Consider the following 21,448-nt stretch of genomic DNA (forward strand, 5'->3'; position numbering starts at 1 on the left):
GCCCGGCTCAGGCCTGCTTGTTGAGGACCGGGACCGACTCGAGGACGTCGGCCAGGATGTCGGTCGTCGAGCGACCGCTCATCGCGGCCTCGACGCTCGGGAGCAGCCGGTGGGCGAGCACCGCCGGGGCCAGGCCGCGGACGTCGTCCGGGAGGACGTAGTCGCGCTGGGCCATCGCGGCGCGTGCCTTGGCGGCGCGGACGAGGTGGAGGGTGGCGCGGGGCGAGGCGCCGAGGGTGAGCTCGGAGGAGCGCCGGGTCGCGTCGCTGATCGAGACGGCGTAGCGCTGCACCGCGTCGGAGACGTAGACCTGGCCGACGATGGTGGCCAGCTTGCGGACCTCGGTCGCGTCGGTCACCGGCTCGAGGTCGTCGAGCGGGTTGGAGCGGGTGTGGCTGCCGAGCATCGCGATCTCGGCGGTCTCCACCGGGTAGCCGATCGAGACCCGCGCCATGAACCGGTCACGCTGCGCCTCGGGCAGGGCGTAGGTGCCCTCCATCTCGACCGGGTTCTGCGTCGCGATGACCATGAAGGGGGCGTCGAGCTGGTAGGTCGTGTTGTCGACGGTGACCTGCCGCTCCTCCATGCACTCCAGGAGCGCCGACTGGGTCTTGGGGGAGGCGCGGTTGATCTCGTCGCCGACGACGATGTTGGCGAACACCCCGCCGGGCCGGAACTCGAACTCCCGGGTGTTCTGGTTGAAGACCGAGACTCCGGTGACGTCGGAGGGCAGCAGGTCGGGGGTGAACTGGATCCGGCGCACCGAGCAGTCGATGCTGCGGGCGAGCGCCTTGGCCAGCTGGGTCTTGCCGACCCCGGGCACGTCCTCGATCAGCAGGTGCCCCTCCGCGAGGAGGACGATCAGGCTGGCCGAGACGACGTCCGGCTTGCCCTCGATGACGCGCTCGATGTTGGCCCGGACGCGTCGTACGACGGCGTCGAGGGTGTCGAGGTCGGCCCCGGTAGCGGTCTCCGCCGCACTCGCCTGATGGGTCGCCACCTTCGTGTCCTCCTGGAGTCGTCTGTCCGCCCACGGTAGAGCGTGGCGAAAAACCTATGCCGTGCGGCCGCGGGCCGCCGGGCGTCGGTTGTCACGGTTTGGTTGCGATCCGCCCCTGCGGTGTCATGCCCCGCCCTCCACCACCACCCACCACGTGCTCCACCATCCTCCACCCCACGCTCCACCACGCCCCACCAGCGGCTCCACCACGCTCCCTGTGCCCACCTCCCGCCTGGCAGGCGGGATCGAGGCACGGGGGAGTGGCACGGCAAAGACTGCGCAAAACACCCGAAGATGGTTGACGGTGGAGCGTTGTGGCGTACAGTGGTGCGCAGTGGAGGAAGAGTCCCGCGGTTGGGGCTCCCGGGGAGCGGAGGTGCCCGATGTTGATGGGCACCTACACCCCCAAGCTCGATGACAAGGGGCGGCTCTTCCTCCCGGCGAAGTTCAGGGACCAGCTGTCGGAGGGGCTCGTGGTCACGAGGGGACAGGAACGCTGTCTGACCGTGTGGCCGATGAGTGCCTTCAGCCAGCTGGCAGGGCAGGCGCAGGAGGCTCCGGTGACGGACAAGGCGGTGCGTGACTACACGCGGCTCCTGTTCGCCGGCGCGTCCGACGACCAGCCCGACAAGCAGGGCCGGCTCTCCATCCCGCCGATGCTGCGCGAGTACGCGTCCCTCTCCAAGGACGTGATCGTGATCGGCGTGGGGAACCGGCTCGAGATCTGGGACGCCGCTCGGTGGCAGGAGTACACCGACGCCCGCGAGCAGGCGTTCTCCGACCTCAGCGACGAGGTCTTCCCGGCGACCTGATCGCCACCCGGAGGACCAGGCACCACCACAACTGCACAACGGATCGCACGGCGAGGTCTCGAGCCCGCTCCCGAGCGACTTCTGGGGCACCTTCCCCGGCACCAGACGTCGCCTTCCCACCATTCACCGGGAGCGGGCTGGGACCTGGCCGGGCGATCACCACCCAGCACCACCCGGGCACCACCGACAGCTTCCACCTTGGGGTCGAGACCATGAGCAACACGTGCGCCACCGACGCCGGCACCGCCGGCACCCGGACCGCGCCGCGCGTGCGACACCTCGCACGTGAGGCCCTCGGGCTGATGGCCTTCTCGGCGATCACGTCGACCACCCTGGCGGGCTGCCTGCTGCTCCTCTCCACCCTGGGCCAGCAGGGCTGACCGTGAGCAGCCCCTCCCACGTCCCGGTCCTCCTGGACCGGGTCGTCGCCCTCCTCGCGCCCGCCCTCGACCACGAGGGAGCGGTCATGGTCGACGCCACCCTGGGCCTCGGCGGCCACACCGAGGCCGTCCTGCGTCGGTGCGAGCTGGCCCGGGTGATCGGCGTCGACCGCGATCCCGACGCCCTCGCCCTCGCCTCCGAGCGGCTGGCTCCCTTCGGCGACCGCTTCGTCGCGGTCCACGCCGTCTACGACGAGATCCCCGAGGTGCTGCAGGAGCAAGGCCTCGACGCGGTCGACGCGGTGCTGTTCGACCTCGGCGTCTCCTCGATGCAGCTCGACGTGACCGAGCGGGGCTTCGCCTACCGCGAGGACGCGCCGCTCGACATGCGGATGGACGGCACCACCGGCCCGACTGCCGCCGACGTGCTCAACACCTACAGCGAGGCCGAGCTGACCCGCATCCTGCGTGAGTACGGCGAGGAGAAGTTCGCGCGCCGGATCGCCGGTGCCGTCGTCCGTGAGCGGGCCACGGCCCCCTTCACCACATCCGGCCGGCTGGTGGAGCTGCTGTACGCCTCGATCCCCGCACCTGCCCGGCGTACGGGCGGGCACCCGGCCAAGCGCACGTTCCAGGCGCTCCGGATGGAGGTCAACGACGAGCTGGCGGTGCTCCGGCGGGCGCTGCCCGCCGCGGTCGACGCGATCAGCGTCGGCGGCCGCGTCGTCGTGGAGTCCTACCACTCGCTAGAGGACCGGCTGGTCAAGCAGACCTTCACCAGGGCCACGGCCAGCGACGTCCCGCCGGACCTGCCCTTCGTGCCGGAGGGCCACGAGCCCGCCCTCCGCCTGGTGACCAGGGGTGCGGAGAAGGCCGACGCGCACGAGATCGAGGAGAACCCCCGAGCCGCGTCCGTGCGGCTGCGGGCGATCGAACGAGTCAGAGGAGTCGCTTCATGAATGCCCCACGGAATCGCGAGCTCCCCCTGCTCCGCTCCTCCATCTCGCGATTCCGCGGGTGCCCCGAATGAGCACCAGCCCGGCCGTCCAGCTCCGCTCGCGCATGCCGCGCATCGCCGAGGCGGCGGTGGAACGAGCGCGCCTGCGGGTGGTGCCGCGGCGCCGTACCAAGGCGGCCCGCGTGCCCTTCGTCGCCCTGGTGACGCTGATGATGCTCGGAGGCGTGATCGGGCTGCTGCTGTTCAACACCTCGATGCAGCAGGCCGCGTTCGCGACGACGGCGCTCGAGGAGCAGGCGGCGACCCTGACCGCCCGCGAGCAGACCCTCGAGATGGAGCTCGACGTGCTGCGCAACCCCCAGCGGGTCGCGGAGCAGGCGCAGGCGATGGGCATGGTCCCCTCGCACAGCCCGGCCTACCTCGAGCTCGAGTCCGGCAAGGTGCTCGGTGAGGCCGCGCCTGCCACGCCGGTCGACGGCCTGCGGCTGCAGCCGAGGCTGCCCGTCAAGCCGGCCGTGCTCAACCCCGACCCGATCGTGCAGCAGGTGTTCCCGACCGGGACCCCGGCCCAGACCGGCGGCGACCGCGGCGAGCGCTCCTCCGACCGAGCCCGCGACTGACAGGGAGTGCCACCGGTGCCCGCGACCCTCCGTCCCCGTCGTCCCCGCGGCAGCCTGCGCGGCTCGCCGCTGTTCCGGCTGCGCCTCGGCTTCATCATCATCGCGATGGTGCTGTCGGTCTTCGGCGCCCGGCTGGTGCAGCTGCAGGGCCTCGACCCCAAGGCGTACGCCGAGATGGCGGCCGCCGAGGGCACCGTCGAGGCCGTGCTCCCCGCGGCGCGCGGCGACATCCTGGACCGCAACGGCGAGCTGCTCGCCCGCTCCATCGAGGGCGTGACGGTCGTGGCCGACCCGCTGCTGACGGAGGGACAGGCACCCGAGATCGCGAAGTTCCTCGCCAACCGGCTGGAGGTCGACTACTTCGACGTCCTGCCGAGGCTCCGCGAGGAGGGCAGCCGCTTCGAGTACCTCGCGCGGCGGGTGCCGTCGACCCAGGCCGCCAAGGTGCTGGAGGAGGCGGCCGAGCTCGGCTACCAGGGCCTCAGCACCCGACGCGACCCCGTGCGTGACTACCCGGCCGACGACATCGCCGCCAACCTCGTCGGCTTCATGGGCACCGACGAGCCGCTGGCCGGCTTCGAGCGGACCTTCGACGACATGCTGGCCGGCACCGACGGCTCGGCCCGCTACCAGGTGGGCGACGGCAACCGGATCCCGCTGGGGGAGAACACCCTCGTCCGGCCGGTCGACGGGCAGGACCTGCGGACCACGATCGACATGGACCTGCAGTTCTACACCCAGCGCGTGCTGCGCCAGGCCGTCGAGGACTCCGGCGGCGAGTCCGGCATGGCGGTCGTCATGGACACCCGGACCGGCGAGCTGCTCGCCCTGGCCGACCACCCGACGTACGACGCCAGCAACCCGCTGGTCGCCCCCAAGGAGGACCTCGGCTCCCGGGCGATCAGCACCATCTACGAGCCGGGCTCGGTCGAGAAGGTGCTGACCGTGGCCGGCCTGATCGACGCGGGCAAGGTGACCCCGCGGACCCGGCTCAAGGTCCCCTCGGAGCTCGCCCGGGACGGACGCGTCATCAACGACTGGTTCCCCCACGAGGAGCTCCGGCTGACCCTCGCGGGCGTGATCGCCAAGTCCTCCAACATCGGCACCGTCCGTGCCGCCGACGAGTTCGGCAAGGGGGAGCTGCGGCGCTACCTCACCCGCTTCGGCCTCGGGACGCCCACGGCGATCGGCATCCGCGGCGAGGAGCCCGGCATCCTCCCGGCTCCCAGCGTGTGGGACCGGCTCACCCAGGACCGCGTCGCCTTCGGGCAGTCGCTGTCGGTCAACGCCGTCCAGATGACCGCGGCCGTCAACACGATCGCCAACGACGGGGTCCGGGTCGACCCGTCGGTCGTCGCGGGCAGCGCGACGACCGAGGACGGCGTCCGGGTCGGCACCGACCACACGACCACCCGCCGCGTCGTCAGCGAGAAGGCCGCGCGCCAGACCGCGATGATGATGGAGCGTGTGGTCGACCCCGAGGAGGGCACGGCTCCCGGTGCCGCCGTCCCCGGCTACCGCGTCGCGGGCAAGACCGGCACCGCCCAGCGGGTGGGTGCCGAGTGCGGCTGCTACGACGGCACGTTCACCGTCTCGTTCGCGGGCTTCGCGCCGGCCGACGACCCGCGGTTCACCATCTACGTGGTGGTCCAGGACCCCACCAACGGCGGCGGTGGCGGCTCGGTCGGCGGCCCGGCGTTCTCCAAGATCATGAGCTACGCGCTGCGCCGCTACGCGGTTCCGCCGACCGGCACCGAGCCGTCCCGGCTGCCCCTCGAGTGGTGACCCGGGAGCACCGATAGCCTCCCCACGTGGTGAGTGACGACATCCTCGCGCGGACGCGCCCGAGCCGGCCCCGAGCCACCCCGCTGGTCGACCTGGCCGGCTGGCTGGCGCGCCACGCCGACGGTTTCCGGGACCCCGGGACCCTCGACGGCGAGGTCACCGGCATCTCGCTGAGCTCCCAGCGCATCCGGCCCGGTGACGTGTACGCCGCCCTCCCGGGCAGCCGCGCCCACGGCATCCGCTTCGCGGCCGACGCGGTCGCCGCCGGAGCCGCCGCCGTCCTGACCGACGAGGCCGGGGCGGCCGAGGACCCCGGCGTACCCCTGCTCGTCATCGACCGGCCACGAGCCGTGCTCGGCCGGCTCGCCGGCTGGCTGTACGGCGACCCCGCGGCCTCGCTGCGGCTGGTCGGCGTGACCGGTACCCAGGGCAAGACCACGACGACCCGGCTCGCCGAGGGCGGCCTCCAGGCCGCGGGGGAGCACGTCGCGGTGATCGGCACCGTCGGCACCCGGGTCGACGGCGAGGACGTCCGCACCTCGCTGACCACCCCGGAGGCCCCGGACCTGCACGGACTGTTCGCGATGATGCGCGAGCGGGGCGTGACCGGGTGCGCGATGGAGGTCTCCAGCCACGCCCTGGTCATGGGACGCGTGGACGGGGTCCTCTTCGACGTCGCGGTCTTCACCAACCTCGGGCGCGACCACCTCGACTTCCACCGGGACCTCGACGACTACTTCGCCGCCAAGGCCACGCTCTTCACCCCGGCACGGGCTCGCCGGGGGCTTGTCAACGTCGATGACGAGCACGGCCGGCTGCTGCTGGAGCTGGCGACCATCCCGGTGCGCACCTACTCCTCGGAGGGGGCCGACGCCGACTGGCGCGCGACCGACGTCGAGCTCGCCGCGACGGGCAGCCGCTTCACCGTGCGCGGCCCCGGCGGCCTGGTCCTCGAGGCCAGCGTGCCGCTGCCGGGCGACTTCAACGTCTCCAACGCCCTGGCGGCGATCGCCTCCTCCGCCGAGGCCGGGTGGGACGCCGCCGCGGTCGCCGCGGGCATCGCCGCCGGTGGTGGCGTCCCGGGGCGGCTCGAACGCGTGGAGGCCGGTCAGGACTTCGCCGTCGTCGTCGACTACGCGCACAAGCCGGACGCCGTCGAGTCGGCCCTTCGCACCCTCCGACCGCTGACGGAGGGTCGCCTGATCGTCGTCATCGGCGCGGGGGGAGACCGTGACCCGGGAAAGCGGCCGCTGATGGGTGAGATCGCCGGCCGGCTCTCCGACGTGCTCGTCGTCACCGACGACAACCCCCGCAGCGAGGACGCCGCGTCGATCCGCGCCGCGATCCTGGCCGGCACCGAGGGCACGGCGGCCGAGGTGCTCGAGGTCGGTGACCGCCGGCTCGCGATCCGGGAGGCCGTGGGGCGCGCGGGGACGGGCGACGTCGTGCTCGTCGCCGGCAAGGGACACGAGAGCGGCCAGGAGGTGGGCGACGTCGTCCACCCGTTCGACGACCGCGAGGTCGTGCGCGAGGAGCTCGGCGCGCGCGCCGAGGAGGAGGACCTGCCGTGATCCGGACGACCCTGGGCGAGCTCGCCTCCGTGACGGGCGCCCGTCTCGTCGGCGGCGACACCGACACGGTGGTGGACGCCACCGTCACGACCGACTCGCGCGAGTGCGTGCCCGGCAGTCTCTACGTCGCCCGCCGCGGGGAGCACGCGGACGGCCACGACTACGCGCCCGGGGCCGCGGCCGCGGGCGCCGTCGCCGTGCTCGGCGAGCGGCCGGTGGACGTCGTGCCGACACTCGTGGTCGAGGACGTGCAGGTGGCCTTCGGGAAGGTGGCGCGGGCGGTCGTCGACCGGGCACCCGGGCTGAGGATCGTCGGGGTGACCGGCTCCTCGGGCAAGACCACGGTCAAGGACCTGCTGGCCGCCGTGCTCTCGACCAGCGGCCCCACGATCGCCCCGGTCAACTCCCTCAACGGTGAGATCGGCGTACCCCTGACGGTCTGCCGGATCGACGAGGCCACCCGCTACCTCGTGGCGGAGATGGGTGCCCGCGGGATCGGGCACATCTCCTACCTCACCGGGATCGCCCCGCCGCAGGTGGCGATCGTCCTCAACGTCGGACTGGCCCACGTGGGCGAGTTCGGCTCGGTGGACAACATCGCGCTGGCGAAGTCCGAGCTGCCCCGCTCCCTCCCGCCCGACGGGCTGGCGGTCCTCAACCGGGACGACGCCCGGGTCGCGGCCATGGCGGAGGGCCTGTCGTGCCGCGTCCTGACGGTGGGCGAGCACGAGGACGCAGACCTCCGGGCGGTGGACGTGCACCTCGACGCGCGAGGACGCGCGTCCTACGTGCTCGTGCGGCGGGGGCGTCCCGACGTCGAGGTGACCCTCGCCCAGCCGGGGCGACACCAGGTCGGCAACTCCCTGTCGGTGCTCGCCGCCGCGACGGAGGTGGGCGTGCCCCTCGAACGGGCCGTCGAGGTGCTGGCGACGGCCGGACCTGCCAGCCGCTGGCGGATGGAGGTCACCGAGCGGGCCGACGGGGTCACCGTCGTGAACGACGCCTACAACGCCAACCCCGACTCGGTCCGGGCAGCGCTGCGGGCGCTGGCCGACATGGAGGTGGCGGGACGCCGGGTCGCGGTGCTCGGCGGCATGCTGGAGCTCGGCGACGCCTCGGCCGAGCAGCATCGCTCGATCGGCGCGGTGGCGGCACAGCTCGGCGTCGACGTGGTCCTCGGGGTGGGCGACCTGGCGCACGACGTGGTCGCCGGCTTCGAGGCACACGCCGCGGGCGAGGCGCACTGGGCCGGTGACACCGACGCCGCCTACGAGCAGCTGGAGTCGATGCTGCGACCCGGCGACACGGTGCTGCTGAAGTCCAGCCGCGACGCCGGGCTGCGCTGGCTGGGCGACCGCCTGAGCGGCATCGGCGAGGGTCCGACGACGTGAGGGCGATCCTCCTCGGGGGAGGACTGGCGCTGCTGTTCTCGCTGTTCGGCACACGTGTGGCGATCCGGGCCTTCACCCGGCTCGGCCTGGGCCAGGAGGTCCGTGACGACGGGCCCACGACCCACCACAGCAAGCGCGGCACCCCGACGATGGGCGGGGTGGTCATCATCGCGGCGGCGGTGCTCGGCTACCTGCTGGCCAAGCTCGTGACCCTCGAGGCCCCTTCGGCGTCCGCGCTGCTGCTGCTGTTCTTGCTCGTGGGCTGCGGGCTGGTCGGGTTCCTCGACGACTACATCAAGGTCGCGAAGCGGCGCAGCCTGGGCCTGCGCAGCAAGGCGAAGATGGTCGGCCTGACCCTCGTCGCCCTCGTCTTCGGCGTGGTCTCGCTGCTGCCGGCGCTCGAGGACGACAACGGGCTGACCCCGGCGAGCACCGCGGTCTCGTTCATCCGCGACGTCGAGTGGCTCACGCTCCCGGCCGCGCTGGCGGTGGTGCTCTTCTGGCTGGTCATCACCGGCTCCAGCAACGCGGTCAACCTGTCCGACGGCCTGGACGGGCTCGCCACCGGTGCCTCGATGATGGTCTTCGCGGCCTACACGCTGGTCACCATCTGGCAGAACAACCAGGCGTGCGACCTCACCGGCGGGCGCACCTGCTACGACGTCCGTGACCCGCTGGACCTCGCCGTGATCGCGGCCGCCCTCACCGGGGCGTGCTTCGGGTTCCTGTGGTGGAACGCCTCGCCTGCCGAGATCATCATGGGCGACACCGGCTCGCTGGCCCTCGGCGGCGCGCTCGCCGGCTTCGCCATCCTGACCCGCACCGAGCTGCTGCTGCTGGTGCTCGGTGGGCTGTTCGTGGTGATCACGCTGTCGGTGGTCATCCAGGTCGTCGTCTTCAAGGCCAGCCGCGGCTCCGGGCTCTTCCGCCGGGTGTTCCGGGTCGGGCCCGGCCACCGGGTGTTCCGGATCGCCCCGCTGCACCACCACTTCGAGCAGCTCGGGTGGGCCGAGGTCACGGTCGCGATCCGGTTCTGGATCATCGCCGGGCTCTGCGTGGCCACCGGCCTCGGCATCTTCTACGCCGAGTGGGTCGTGGGGTCCTGACGGCGGGGCGTGACCAGGCGCCGACCCGGGTGCGCAAGAATGTCGCGGCCGGGGACGTCGTCCTGGTCGAGGCCTCCCGGGGTGCCGCCCCGGTGCACGTGGCCGACGGACTGCTGGACGAGGAAGGAGGGCCGTACCGGTGAGAGCGATCCTGCTCGCAGGAGGCCTGTCCCTCCTGATCGCGCTGCTCGGCACCCGGGTGGCGATCACGGGCTTCACGAAGCTCGGCTACGGCCAGGAGATCCGTGACGACGGTCCGACGACCCACCACACCAAGCGGGGGACGCCCACCATGGGCGGCGTCGTCATCGTCCTGGCCTCGGTGTTCGGCTACTTCGCGGCCAAGCTGATCACCCTGGACCTGCCCTCGGCGTCGGCACTGCTGCTCATCTTCCTCTTCGTCGGGTGCGGGCTGGTGGGTTTCCTCGACGACTTCATCAAGGTCGCCAAGCAGCGCAGCCTGGGGTTGCGGAGCAAGGCGAAGATGATCGGGCTGACGCTCGTCGCGGTGACCTTCGGCATCGTGGCGCTGCTACCGGCGCTGGAGGACGACCGGGGGCAGACGCCGGCCAGCCTCCACATCTCCTTCCTCCGGGACATCGAGGCGTTCACGCTCCCGGCGGTGGTCGTGGTGCTGCTGATCTGGCTGATCGTCGCCGGTACGAGCAACGCCGTGAACCTCACCGACGGCCTGGACGGTCTCGCGACCGGCGCGTCGGTGATGGTCTTCGGTGCCTACACGTTCGTGAACATCTGGCAGAACAACCAGTCGTGCGCGATCACCGGCGGCCGCACCTGCTACGAGGTGCGCGACCCGCTCGACCTCGCCGTCATCGCGGCCGCCATCACCGGTGCCTGCTTCGGGTTCCTGTGGTGGAACGCCGCGCCCGCCGCCATCTTCATGGGCGACACCGGCTCCCTGGCGCTGGGCGGTGCGCTCGCGGGCTTCGCGGTGCTGACCCGCACCGAGTTCCTGATGGTCATCCTCGGCGGACTCTTCGTGGTCGAGACGCTGTCGGTGATGATGCAGGTCGGGTTCTTCCGCCTCACCAAGGGGCGACGGATCTTCCGGATGGCCCCGCTCCACCACCACTTCGAGATGCTCGGCTGGGAGCAGGTGACCGTGGTGATCCGGTTCTGGATCATCACCGGCCTCACCGTGGCCACCGGCCTCGGCATCTTCTACGCCGAGTGGGTCGCGGGATACTGACCGCACGATGAGCCCCCTCGACCTCTCCACGCACGGCCGCACCAGTGACTGGTCGCCGGTCCACGCCACCGTCGCCGGCTTCGGCGTGACCGGCTTCGCCGCCGCCGACAACCTGACCCACCTCGGGGCCCGGGTGACCGCGCTCGACGACACGACGACCGCCGCCAAGGCCGAGCAGGGTCAGCTGCTCGAGGTGCTCGGCGCCGACGTACGCCTGGGGGAGGGCAGCACGGCAACGCTCCCCGAGGGCACCGACCTGCTGGTGGTCAGCCCCGGCTGGCGCCCGGACCACCCGCTGCTGCGGCAGGCCGAGGCGCGTGGCGTCCCGGTCTGGGGCGAGGTGGAGCTGGCCTGGCGGCTGCGCGACCCCGAGCACCCCGCCCCGTGGCTGGCGGTCACCGGCACCAACGGCAAGACCACGACCGTGCAGATGCTCCACGCCATCCTGACCGCCGCCGGCCTCCGCAGCGCCGCCGTCGGCAACGTCGGACGGCCGGTCGTCGAGGCGGTCATGGACCCCGACCCGTACGACGTCTTCGCCGTCGAGCTCTCCAGCTTCCAGCTCCACTACACCCACTCGGTGGCCTGCGAGTCCGCTGCCGTGCTCAACATCGCCGAGGACCACCTCGACTGGTACTCCGGCCCCTCCGGCATGGCCGACTACACCGCCGACAAGGGGCGCATCTACCGCTCCGTCGAGCGGGCCTGCGTCTACAACGCGGCCGACCCGGCGACCGAGGAGCTGGTCCGCGAGGCCGACGTTCAGGAAGGGGCCCGGGCGATCGGGTTCACGCTCGGGATGCCGTCGGTCGGGATGGTCGGCCTCGTCGACGACATCCTCGCCGACCGCGCCTTCGTCGAGGAGCGTCACTCGAGTGCCGCCGAGCTCTGCACGGTCGGCGACCTGGCCTCCTCCGCCCCCCACTACATCGCCAACGCCCTCGCCGCCGCCGCGCTCGCACGCGCCCACGGGGTGTCCCAGGCCGCGGTCCGCGCCGGGCTGTCCGGCTTCCGCCCGGACGGCCACCGGATCGCGACCGTCGCGGAGGCCGACGGCATCACCTGGATCGACGACTCCAAGGCCACCAACCCCCACGCGGCGCAGTCGTCGCTGGCGGCGTACGACCCGGTGGTGTGGATCGCCGGCGGACTCGCCAAGGGCGCACGGTTCGACGACCTCGTGCAGGCGGTCCGGTCCCGGCTGCGCGGGGTGGTGCTCCTCGGCCGCGACCGCCACGTCATCGCGGAGGCCCTTTCGCGACACGCGCCCGATGTGCCCGTCATCGTCGTGGGGGAGGGCGACACTGATCCCGAGCATGGCCCGATGGCGCGGGTCGTGGCGGCAGCCAACGAGCTGGCCCGCACCGGTGACACGGTGCTGCTGGCGCCGGGATGCGCGTCCATGGACATGTTCAGCGACTACGCCGCTCGCGGCGATGCCTTCGCCGCCGAGGTGAGGCGCAGCACCGGCCGAGGATGACAGCTGAGGGGAGGGCGACCGCCACCGTGACGACCGCCACCCCCGACCGGGCCGAGCGCACCCGCAGGGGTCCCTCCTGGTTCGCCGCGCTCCGCGACGCCCTCGACCGGCCGCTCACCTCCTACTACCTGCTGCTCGGCGCCTCGGCGATGCTGCTCACGGTCGGGCTGATCATGGTGCTGTCCGCCTCGAGCGTCTACTCCTTCGAGCAGCACGACGGCGACTCGTACGCCATCGTCAAGCGGCAGCTGATGTGGGTGGCGATCGGCATCCCGTGCGCCTGGGTGGCCTCGCGGCTGCCCTACCAGGCGATCCGCCAGATCTCGTGGCTCGCGATCACCGTCGCGGTGGTGCTGCTGGCCCTGACCGCCAGGTTCGGCGTGCTCGTCAACGGCAACCGCAACTGGCTCGCCTTCGGCCCGATCCAGATCCAGCCCTCCGAGATCGCCAAGCTCGCGATCGTGCTCTGGGCGGCCCACGTCTACGCCCAGAAGGAGCGACGCCTCGGCAGCCTCCACCAGGTGATGGTGCCGGTGGTGCCGGTCCTGCTCGGCATCACGTTGCTGGTCATCGTCGGACGCGACCTCGGCACCGCGCTCGTGCTCTTCGCGATCCTGCTGGCGCTGCTGTGGGTGGTCGGCGCCCCGGCGCGGCTCTTCACCCTCGCGCTGTCGGTGATCGGCGTGGTGGCGGTGTGGCTGGCCACGACCAGCTCCGAGCGCCGCGAGCGGCTCACCAACTTCGTCGATCCGTTCAAGGACTACCACGACGCGGGCTGGCAGCCGGCCCACGGACTCTTCGCGCTGTCGTCGGGCGGCTGGTTCGGCGAGGGGATCGGGGCCAGCCAGCAGAAGTGGGGCGACCTGCCCGAGGCCCACACCGACTTCATCTTCGCGGTGCTCGGGGAGGAGCTCGGCCTGGTCGGCACGCTGCTCGTCATCTCGCTGTTCCTGACCCTGGCCTACGCCGCGATCCGCGTCGCCACCCACACCGACGACCCCTTCGTCCGCTACATGTCCTTCGGCATCGTCGCCTGGCTGCTCGGCCAGATGATCGTCAACGTCGGCATGGTCCTCGCGCTGCTGCCGGTCATCGGCATCCCGCTGCCGCTGATCTCGTACGGCGGCTCCGCCCTGCTCCCGACGCTGGTCGCGCTCGGGCTCCTGATCGGGTTCGCGCGCCGTGAGCCGGAGGCCGCCCAGGCGCTCGCGCAGCGCCGTCGGCAGCGCTCCGCAGGGCTGGCCGCCGGCTCGGTCGGCCGCCGCGGACTCTAGGCTGAGCCGCATCATGCGCGTCCTGCTCGCCGGCGGTGGTACCGCCGGCCACACCTCGCCCCTGATCGCCACCGCCGACGCCCTGCGCCGGCTCGACCCGGACGTCGAGATCACCTGTCTCGGCACGCCCCGCGGCCTCGAGAACCGGGTCGTGCCCGAGGCGGGCTACCCCCTGGAGCTGATCCCGCCGGTGCCGCTGCCCCGCAAGCCCGGTGCCGACCTGCTCAAGGTCCCGGCGCGGCTGCGCGGTGCCGTCAGGGCGACGTACGACGTGCTCGACCGGGTCCGCCCCGACGTGGTGGTCGGGTACGGAGGCTACGTCTCGATGCCGGCCTACCTCGCGGCCCGCCGCCGCAAGCTCCCGCTGGTCGTCCACGAGCAGAACGCACTGCCCGGCCTGGCCAACAAGGCCGGTGCCCGGGTCGCCCGCCGGGTCGCCGTGAGCTTCCCGTCGACGCCCCTCCCGCACGCCGAGTACGTCGGCCTGCCGATCCGCCGGATGATCTCGACCCTGGACCGGGCGGCGCTGCGCGAGGAGGCGCGGGCCCACTTCGGGCTCGACGCCGACCGCCCCACGCTGCTGGTGACCGGCGGCTCGCAGGGCGCCCGCCGGCTCAACCAGGTGGTCTCCGCCGCCGCCGGGGCGCTGGGCGACGCGGGCGTGCAGGTGCTCCACGTGGTCGGGCCGCAGGGCGAGGCCGACCCCGCCGCGACCGGCGTCCCCTACGTCACCGTGCCCTTCGTGGACCGGATGGACCTCGCCTACGCCGCGGCCGACCTCGTCCTGTGCCGGGCCGGCGCCTCGAGCGTCACCGAGGCCGCCGCCGTGGGCCTGCCGGCCGTCTTCGTCCCCCTCCCGATCGGCAACGGCGAGCAGGAGCACAACGCCCGACCGGTCGTCGACGCCGGCGGGGGACTGCTCGTCGCCGACGGCGCGCTCACGCCCGAGTGGGTGCGCGGCACGCTGCCCGGGCTCGCTGCGGACCGTGACCGGCTCGCGACGATGGGCGCGGCCGCGGCGGCGCTCATCCCGCGCGACGCCGACGACCAGCTCGCCCGGATCGTCGCGGAGGTTGCCCGGTGAGGATCCCCGTCCCCGACGAGCTGCTGCCGGCCGACCGGCTGGGCCGCGTCCACTTCATCGGCATCGGCGGCGCCGCCCTGTCGGCGATCGCCAGGATCATGGCGGCCCGCGGCGTGCCCGTCACCGGCAGCGACGACCACGACACCCCGTTCCTGCCGTCGCTCCGCGATCTGGGCGTCACCTGCCACCTCGGCTACGACGCCGCCCACCTCGCTCACCTGGGCGAGGGCGACACCGTCGTGGTGACCACGGCCGCCCGCGAGGACAACCCCGAGGTGCTGGAGGCCCAGCGGCGCGGGCTGCGGGTGCTGCCCCGCTCCGCCGGGCTGGCGGCCGTCATGGACGGGTCGCGGGTGCTCGCCGTCGCCGGCACCCACGGCAAGACCACCACGACCTCGCTGCTGACGATGGCGCTGCTCGAGGCGGGTGCCGACCCGACGTACGCCGTCGGGGGCGTGCTGTCGGCGACCGGCCACAACGCGCAGGCGGGTGACGGCGACCTGTTCGTCGCCGAGGCGGACGAGAGCGACGGCGCCTTCCTCGTCTACCGGCCCCACGCGGCGCTGGTCACCAACGTCGCGGCCGACCACCTCGACCAGTGGGGCACCGAGGAGGCCTACCGCGCCGCGTTCGTGGAGTTCCTCGACCGGATCGACCCCGCCGGCTTCCTGGTCTGCTGCGTCGACGACCCCGGGGCGGCCGACCTGGCGCGGGTGGCGCGCGACCGCGGCCTCGAGGTCGTCGGGGTGGGCGAGTCCGAGGGGGCCGACGTCCACGTCACCGACCTGGTCTTCGACGGCACCACGTCCGCCTTCACCGTCGCCGACGGCGAGACCGGCCTGGGCCGGGTCATCCTGCAGATCCCCGGACGGCACTACGTCCTCGACGCCGCCGCGGCGCTGGTCGTCGGGCTGCGGCTGGGGTACGGCTTCGAGGACCTGCGCCGCGGCCTGGAGTCGTTCTCCGGCACCAAGCGCCGGATGGAGCGCAAGGGCGAGGCGGCCGGCGTGCGCGTCTACGACAGCTATGCCCACCACCCTCGCGAGATCGCCGGCGACCTGCAGGCCGCCCGGGCCGTCGCGGGGGAGGGGCGGCTGGTCGTGGCCTACCAGCCGCACCTGGTCTCCCGCACGCGGATCTTCGGCGTCGAGATGGGGCAGGCGCTCGCAGCTGCCGACGAGGTCGTCGTGCTCGACGTCTACCTCGCCCGCGAGGACGCCGACGCGGCAGTCACCGGCCGGCTGGTCGCCGAAGCGGTCCCGCTGCCGGACGGGCTGGTCCACTACGTCGAGGACCGGGACTCCGTGCCGCAGCTGCTCGTCGACCTCGCGGAGCCCGGTGACCTGGTGCTCACGCTGGGGGCCGGAGACGTCACGGAGCTCGGTCCGCAGGTGCTCTCGCTCCTCGGGGGGACCGTTGCCTAGCAAGCTCCGGGAGCGCCCGGTGCCCGACGCCGCCACGCTGCGCAGCAGGCGCGCCTTCGCGCGTCGGCAGTGGGCGCGTCGCTGGCTCACCTGGAAGTACGTGCTCGCGGGGCTGCTCCTCGTCGCGCTGGTCGCCGGCGGCGCCTGGCTGCTGTGGTTCTCCTCGGTGCTCGCCGTCAAGCAGGTGGAGGTCTCCGGGGCCGGGACGCTCGGCGCCGACCAGGTCCGGGCCGTGGCAGCGGTCCCCGAGGGCGAGGCGCTCGCGAGCGTCGACCTCACTGCGGTGCAGGCGCGGGTGCAGGCCCTCGCCGACGTGCGCAGCGCGCAGGTCACCCGCCACTGGCCCGACACCGTGACCATCGACGTCGTGGAGCGCACGCCCGTGGCCGTCGTGGAGATCGGCGGGCGGCTGCGGGGGCTCGACGTGGAGGGGGTGGTCTTCCGTGACTACCGCACCGCCCCCGACGGGCTGCCCCGCGTGGAGACCCCGGCCGACACCGGCCGTGACGCCCTCCAGGAGGCGGCCGGCGTGATCTCGGCCCTGCCCGGCGACATCGCCGACAAGGTCGACCACGTCGAGGTCGCCACGGTCGACCAGATCTCGCTGGAGCTCCGCGACGGCCGGACCGTCATCTGGGGGAGTGCCGACGAGTCCGACCTCAAGGCCGAGGTCCTCGACGCGCTGCTGCCGCAGGAGGGATCGACGTACGACGTCAGCGTCCCGGGCCAGCCTGCCGTCCGTCCCTGACTGGCCCCGGGTCGGCCCGCCGGGAACTTCTCGGAAATCGTCACGTCGCGCGGCGTGTCTCTCGGTCCGGCACGGTGCCGCTGCCTAGGTTCTTCTCCAACGCGAGGTTGACATAACTATAACCCTCAGGTTCAGGGTTACAGTTCGCCGGCCGAGCCGGACCGGACCAGCATCAGCACAGGCACTAGCAGGGAGAGGCCCAGCAGCCATGGCAGCAGCACAGAACTACCTGGCGATCATCAAGGTCGTGGGCATCGGCGGCGGCGGCGTCAACGCCGTCAACCGCATGATCGAGGTCGGGCTCAAGGGTGTGGAGTTCATCGCGATCAACACCGACGCCCAGGCCCTCCTCATGAGCGATGCCGACGTCAAGCTCGACATCGGTCGCGAGCTCACCCGCGGCCTCGGCGCCGGCGCCAACCCCGAGGTCGGGGCACGGGCCGCCGAGGACCACGCCGACGAGATCGAAGAGGTCATCAAGGGCGCCGACATGGTGTTCGTGACCGCCGGCGAGGGTGGCGGGACCGGCACCGGCGGTGCTCCCGTGGTCGCGCGGATCGCGCGCTCGCTCGGTGCGCTCACGATCGGTGTCGTGACCCGGCCGTTCGCCTTCGAGGGGCGTCGCCGTGCCAACTCCGCCGAGGAGGGGATCGCGCAGCTCCGCGAGGAGGTCGACACCCTCATCGTCATCCCGAACGACCGGCTGCTCTCGATCAGCGACCGCAACGTCTCGGTGCTCGACGCCTTCAAGCAGGCCGACCAGGTGCTGCTGCAGGGCGTCTCCGGCATCACCGACCTGATCACCACGCCGGGCCTGATCAACCTCGACTTCGCCGACGTGAAGTCCGTGATGGCCAACGCCGGCTCCGCCCTGATGGGCATCGGCTCGGCCCGTGGCGAGGACCGCGCGGTCGCGGCCGCGGAGATGGCCGTCTCCTCGCCGCTGCTCGAGGCCAGCATCGAGGGCGCCCACGGGGTGCTGCTCTCCATCGCCGGCGGCTCGGACCTCGGTCTGTTCGAGATCAACGAGGCTGCCGCGCTGGTGTCCGAGTCGGCCCACAACGAGGCCAACATCATCTTCGGCGCCACCATCGACGACGCGCTCGGCGACGAGGTCCGGGTGACCGTGATCGCGGCCGGCTTCGACGGCGGCATGCCCAAGCGCCGCAACGAGGGCACCGTGCTGCGTCCGCAGGCCCAGCAGTCGCAGTCCGAGACCCGGGCTGCCGCGCAGGCGCTGGCCGGCTCGTCCCGCCCGCAGTCCACGCAGCAGGCCCCGGCCCAGCAGCCCGCTCCCCAGCAGGCGCAGCAGGCCCCGGCCCCGCAGCAGTCCACCCGGCCCGCGCCGCAGCAGGCGCAGCCGGCCACCCCGAAGCCGCAGCCGCGACAGGTCCAGTTCGACGACGACGACCTGGACGTGCCCGACTTCCTGAAGTGACGCTGCTGCTCCGCGACCGGCTCGAAGGCGACCTCGTGATCGAGGTCGCCTTCACCGGCTCCACCCTCGACCTCGGCGACCGCGCGGACGCCGAGGTCCGGTCCCGCGCACTCGCGGCCGTCTCGGCCGCGACGGGAGCCGAGCCGGTGGTCATGCGCCAGGTCCACGGCGCCGACGTCGAGGTCGTCGAGGACGCTGCCGCCGCGCCGACGTGCGACGCGCTCGTGACCACGCGGCCGGGCCTCGCGCTGCTGGCGCGGGCCGCCGACTGCGTGCCGGTGCTGCTGGCCGACCCCGCTGCCGGTGTGGTGGCCGCGGTCCACTCCGGACGGCCCGGCCTGGCGGCGGGCGTGGTCCCGGCCACCCTGCGCCGGATGCGCAGGCTCGGGGCGGAGCAGGTCGTGGCCTGGGTGGGTCCCCACGTGTGCGGCGCCTGCTACGAGGTGCCGGAGGCCCTGCGTGACGAGGTCGCCGCGCTCGTCCCCGAGGCACGGTCCACCACCAGCTGGGGCACCCCGGCGCTCGACCTCGGTGCCGGGGTGCGGGCCCAGCTGGCCGCCGCAGGAGTGGCAACGGTGCACGAGGTGCGGGTCTGCACCCGCGAGGACGCCGACTGGCCGTCGTACCGCCGTGACGGCGACGCTGCCACCCGCTTCGCCGGAGTCGTCTGGATGAGCCCGCGATGAGCCGTGCCGAGGAGGTCGCCGCCGGACTGGAGCGCGTCCGGGGCCGGATCGCGAGCGCGTGCCGGGAGTCCGGACGCGATCCCGACGACGTCACCCTCGTCGTCGTCACCAAGTTCTTCCCCGCCTCCGACGTCCGGCTGCTGGCCGACCTGGGGGTGCGCGACGTCGGTGAGAACCGTCACCAGGAGGCGGTCGACAAGGCCGCCGAGTGTGCCGACCTGGGCCTGACCTGGCACTTCATCGGCGGTCTCCAGAGCAACAAGGCCGCCGCCGTGGCCTCCTACGCCGACGTCGTCGAGTCGGTCGACCGGCGCAAGCTCGTCAACGGTCTGCAGCGCGGCGCCCACGAGCGGGGCCGCGACGTCGACGTGCTGCTGCAGGTCAGCCTCGACCCGCCCGAGGCGGCGGGTCGGGCCGGCGCCGACCCCGCATCCCTCGACGAGCTCGCCGAGGCCGTGGAGGAGGCCGGCTCGCTCCGATTGCGCGGCCTGATGGCCGTCGCGCCGTTGGGGGAGGACCCCGCGGAGGCGTTCGCGCGGCTCGCCTCGATCCGTGGGGAGTTCACCGCCTCCCACCCGGGTGCCACCGTGCTCTCGGCCGGCATGTCCGGCGACCTCGAGGAGGCCGTCCGGGCCGGTGCGACACACGTGCGCGTCGGCTCCGCAATCCTCGGTCCACGGCCGCAGGACAAGTAGTGTCAACACCACCAACAGGCGTCCTCGTGACGCCGGGACACCGGAGGAAGAAGACGTCATGAGCGGCGCGATGCGCAGGATCGGCGAGTACCTCGGCCTGCTCGAGGACACCGGCCGGTACGACGACCAGTACGACGGCGACTACGAGACGGCCGACACGCCGGCCGTCGCCGGCGGCCGTACCCCCCAGCCCCGGGAGTCCCACCCTGCCCCTGTGTCCGACCTCTCCGAGCGCCGCCGTCCGGCCTCGGGCCCGACCGGAGTCGTTGCCGAGATGTCACGCATCACCACGTTGCACCCGCGCACCTACAACGAGGCGCGCACCATCGGCGAGAACTTCCGCGAGGGGACGCCGGTGATCATGAACCTCTCCGAGATGGACGACACCGACGCCAAGCGCCTCGTCGACTTCGCGGCCGGCCTGGTGTTTGCGTCGCGTGGCAGCATCGAGCGTGTGACGAACAAGGTCTTCCTGCTCTCGCCCCCCAACGTGACCGTCGCGGCCGAGGACAAGCAGCGCCTCGCCGAGGGTGGCTTCTTCAACCAGAGCTGAGGGCCTTCTCTTGAACGTGGTCGGGCAGATCCTCCATGGTCTGCTCTGGGCCTTCATCGCGCTGCTCTGGATCCGCTTCGTCGTGGACTGGGTGCAGGTCTTCGCGCGCTCCTGGTCGCCCTCGGGGCCGCTGCTGGTCGTGCTCGAGGTCGTCTACTCGGTGACGGATCCGCCGATCAAGGCGCTGCGTCGCGTCATCCCGCCGATCCGTCTGGGATCGGTGGCGCTCGACCTGAGCTTCATCATCGTGCTGGTCGCTGCCTACCTGCTGCTGACCGTGGTGTCGCGTGTGTTCAACTTGTGACTCCTGAGGAACGGGTGCAGTTGGGGCCAGTGCGGTCCCGGCCCGATCCACAGGCGCTATTGTGTCGCTTCGACAGACTTTTCAATGCCGACGAATGAATGGGTGAGGTCATGCCGCTGACGCCTGAGGACGTGAGCAACAAGCGCTTTACTCCCGTCCGCCTCCGTGAGGGCTACGACATGGGGGAGGTCGACCAGTTCCTCGACGAGGTCGAGGCCGAGCTCGCGCGGCTGACCCAGGAGAACGACGACCTGCGGTCCAAGCTCTCGGCGGCCCAGTCCGGCGCTCCGGTGGCCTTCGAGAAGCCGGCCGAGCCGGCTCCCGTGGAGAAGAAGCCCGAGCCCGAGCCGGAGCCGGTGCGCCAGCCGGAGCCGGTCGCGGCCGCTGCGTCCTCCTCGGTGGAGACGCTGAAGGTCGAGACCGTCCCGCAGGCGTCCAACGCTGCTGCGCGGCTGCTCGAGATCGCCACGCGCAACGCCGACGAGCTGGTCAACGAGGCCAAGGACGAGGCCGACCGGATCGTCGGGGAGGCCCGCACCAAGGCCGAGCGCCTCGACGCCGAGGCCAAGGGACGCTCCGACCGGCTCGAGGCCGACGCCCGACGCCGGGCGGAGCTGCTCGACAGCGAGACCGCCGACCGTCGCCAGCAGATGTTCGGTGAGCTCGAGACCGAGCGCGACAAGCTCAACAGCGAGGTCGAGAACCTCCGCTCGTTCGAGCGCGAGTACCGCGCCCGCCTCAAGTCGTACTTCAGCCAGCAGCTGGAGGCGCTCGAGGGTCCCGCGGACAACGCTCCCGCGGGATCGCAGGGCGAGCCGGCTCCCAAGCGGCTCCGCTCGATCCTGGGCGAGGACGAGGGCTGAGGCCCGGTTCCAACCACGTTCCACCGGTTCGGCCCGGTTCACCCGCAGGGGTGGATCGGGCCGTTC

General features: G+C 72.6%; 21 protein-coding genes. 20 read left to right on the top strand and 1 reads right to left on the bottom strand.

Going from position 1 to position 21,448, the window contains the following annotated elements; all coding sequences use genetic code 11:
- Positions 1–7 precede the first annotated feature (7 nt).
- Positions 8–1,000, bottom strand: coding sequence for an AAA family ATPase (locus tag EXE57_RS00075; protein ID WP_135072852.1), 993 nt, complete (start codon positions 998–1,000; stop codon positions 8–10).
- A gap of 383 nt (positions 1,001–1,383) precedes the next feature.
- Between EXE57_RS00075 and mraZ the strand changes: the two genes are divergently transcribed.
- The 20 genes from mraZ to EXE57_RS00170 all read left to right on the top strand — a co-directional run bounded on the left by mraZ (position 1,384) and on the right by EXE57_RS00170 (position 21,382).
- A complete protein-coding gene (mraZ, locus tag EXE57_RS00080) occupies positions 1,384–1,812 on the top strand; it encodes a division/cell wall cluster transcriptional repressor MraZ (protein ID WP_135072854.1) in 429 nt (142 codons plus the stop codon).
- 212 nt (positions 1,813–2,024) lie between these two features.
- The gene (locus EXE57_RS19525) at positions 2,025–2,192 is read left to right on the top strand and encodes a hypothetical protein (protein ID WP_167305760.1); all 168 of its coding nucleotides are present in this window, start codon (positions 2,025–2,027) and stop codon (positions 2,190–2,192) included.
- Between the two features lie 2 nt (positions 2,193–2,194).
- A complete protein-coding gene (gene rsmH / locus EXE57_RS00085) occupies positions 2,195–3,151 on the top strand; it encodes a 16S rRNA (cytosine(1402)-N(4))-methyltransferase RsmH (RefSeq protein WP_135072856.1) in 957 nt (318 codons plus the stop codon).
- 67 nt (positions 3,152–3,218) lie between these two features.
- Complete coding sequence (gene ftsL, locus EXE57_RS00090) at positions 3,219–3,770, top strand: cell division protein FtsL (RefSeq protein ID WP_135072858.1); 552 nt, start codon at positions 3,219–3,221, stop codon at positions 3,768–3,770.
- Positions 3,771–3,785: 15 nt separating this feature from the next.
- Positions 3,786–5,555 (top strand): peptidoglycan D,D-transpeptidase FtsI family protein, encoded by a 1,770-nt coding sequence (locus tag EXE57_RS00095; protein WP_244246917.1) that lies wholly within the window; start codon positions 3,786–3,788, stop codon positions 5,553–5,555.
- Positions 5,556–5,581: 26 nt separating this feature from the next.
- Positions 5,582–7,126, top strand: a complete 1,545-nt coding sequence (locus EXE57_RS00100) for a UDP-N-acetylmuramoyl-L-alanyl-D-glutamate--2,6-diaminopimelate ligase (RefSeq protein ID WP_482805350.1) — start codon at positions 5,582–5,584, stop codon at positions 7,124–7,126.
- Positions 7,123–8,517, top strand: a complete 1,395-nt coding sequence (locus EXE57_RS00105) for a UDP-N-acetylmuramoyl-tripeptide--D-alanyl-D-alanine ligase (RefSeq protein ID WP_135072860.1) — start codon at positions 7,123–7,125, stop codon at positions 8,515–8,517. Before EXE57_RS00100 ends, EXE57_RS00105 begins: the two co-directional genes overlap by 4 nt.
- A complete protein-coding gene (gene mraY, locus EXE57_RS00110) occupies positions 8,514–9,623 on the top strand; it encodes a phospho-N-acetylmuramoyl-pentapeptide-transferase (protein ID WP_135072862.1) in 1,110 nt (369 codons plus the stop codon). The genes EXE57_RS00105 and mraY (EXE57_RS00110) overlap by 4 nt, the downstream gene beginning before the upstream one ends.
- 139 nt (positions 9,624–9,762) lie before the next feature.
- Positions 9,763–10,833 (top strand): phospho-N-acetylmuramoyl-pentapeptide-transferase, encoded by a 1,071-nt coding sequence (mraY, locus tag EXE57_RS00115; protein WP_135072864.1) that lies wholly within the window; start codon positions 9,763–9,765, stop codon positions 10,831–10,833.
- A 7-nt stretch (positions 10,834–10,840) separates the two neighbouring features.
- Positions 10,841–12,313, top strand: coding sequence for a UDP-N-acetylmuramoyl-L-alanine--D-glutamate ligase (murD, locus tag EXE57_RS00120; protein ID WP_135072866.1), 1,473 nt, complete (start codon positions 10,841–10,843; stop codon positions 12,311–12,313).
- 26 nt (positions 12,314–12,339) lie between these two features.
- Positions 12,340–13,587 carry a putative lipid II flippase FtsW gene (ftsW, locus tag EXE57_RS00125; protein ID WP_244246918.1) on the top strand — a complete coding sequence of 416 codons (1,248 nt, stop codon included), beginning with the start codon at positions 12,340–12,342 and terminating at the stop codon, positions 13,585–13,587.
- Positions 13,588–13,600: 13 nt separating this feature from the next.
- Complete coding sequence (murG, locus tag EXE57_RS00130) at positions 13,601–14,671, top strand: undecaprenyldiphospho-muramoylpentapeptide beta-N-acetylglucosaminyltransferase (protein WP_135072871.1); 1,071 nt, start codon at positions 13,601–13,603, stop codon at positions 14,669–14,671.
- Entirely contained in the window at positions 14,668–16,095 is a 1,428-nt protein-coding gene (murC, locus tag EXE57_RS00135; RefSeq protein WP_135072873.1) for a UDP-N-acetylmuramate--L-alanine ligase, read from the top strand. Before murG ends, murC begins: the two co-directional genes overlap by 4 nt.
- Positions 16,088–16,843, top strand: a complete 756-nt coding sequence (locus tag EXE57_RS00140; protein WP_244246919.1) for a cell division protein FtsQ/DivIB — start codon at positions 16,088–16,090, stop codon at positions 16,841–16,843. Before murC ends, EXE57_RS00140 begins: the two co-directional genes overlap by 8 nt.
- 208 nt (positions 16,844–17,051) lie before the next feature.
- Entirely contained in the window at positions 17,052–18,281 is a 1,230-nt protein-coding gene (ftsZ, locus tag EXE57_RS00145; RefSeq protein WP_135072875.1) for a cell division protein FtsZ, read from the top strand.
- Positions 18,278–18,967 (top strand): peptidoglycan editing factor PgeF, encoded by a 690-nt coding sequence (gene pgeF, locus EXE57_RS00150; protein ID WP_135072877.1) that lies wholly within the window; start codon positions 18,278–18,280, stop codon positions 18,965–18,967. Before ftsZ ends, pgeF begins: the two co-directional genes overlap by 4 nt.
- Positions 18,964–19,662 carry a YggS family pyridoxal phosphate-dependent enzyme gene (locus EXE57_RS00155; protein WP_135072879.1) on the top strand — a complete coding sequence of 233 codons (699 nt, stop codon included), beginning with the start codon at positions 18,964–18,966 and terminating at the stop codon, positions 19,660–19,662. Before pgeF ends, EXE57_RS00155 begins: the two co-directional genes overlap by 4 nt.
- Positions 19,663–19,720: 58 nt before the next feature.
- Entirely contained in the window at positions 19,721–20,215 is a 495-nt protein-coding gene (locus tag EXE57_RS00160; protein ID WP_135072881.1) for a cell division protein SepF, read from the top strand.
- Positions 20,216–20,231: 16 nt separating this feature from the next.
- Entirely contained in the window at positions 20,232–20,519 is a 288-nt protein-coding gene (locus EXE57_RS00165) for a YggT family protein (RefSeq protein ID WP_244247112.1), read from the top strand.
- Between the two features lie 110 nt (positions 20,520–20,629).
- Positions 20,630–21,382, top strand: coding sequence for a DivIVA domain-containing protein (locus tag EXE57_RS00170; RefSeq protein WP_135072885.1), 753 nt, complete (start codon positions 20,630–20,632; stop codon positions 21,380–21,382).
- Positions 21,383–21,448: the final 66 nt, after the last annotated feature.

This window comes from Nocardioides euryhalodurans (genome assembly GCF_004564375.1).
Lineage (GTDB): Bacteria > Actinomycetota > Actinomycetes > Propionibacteriales > Nocardioidaceae > Nocardioides > Nocardioides euryhalodurans.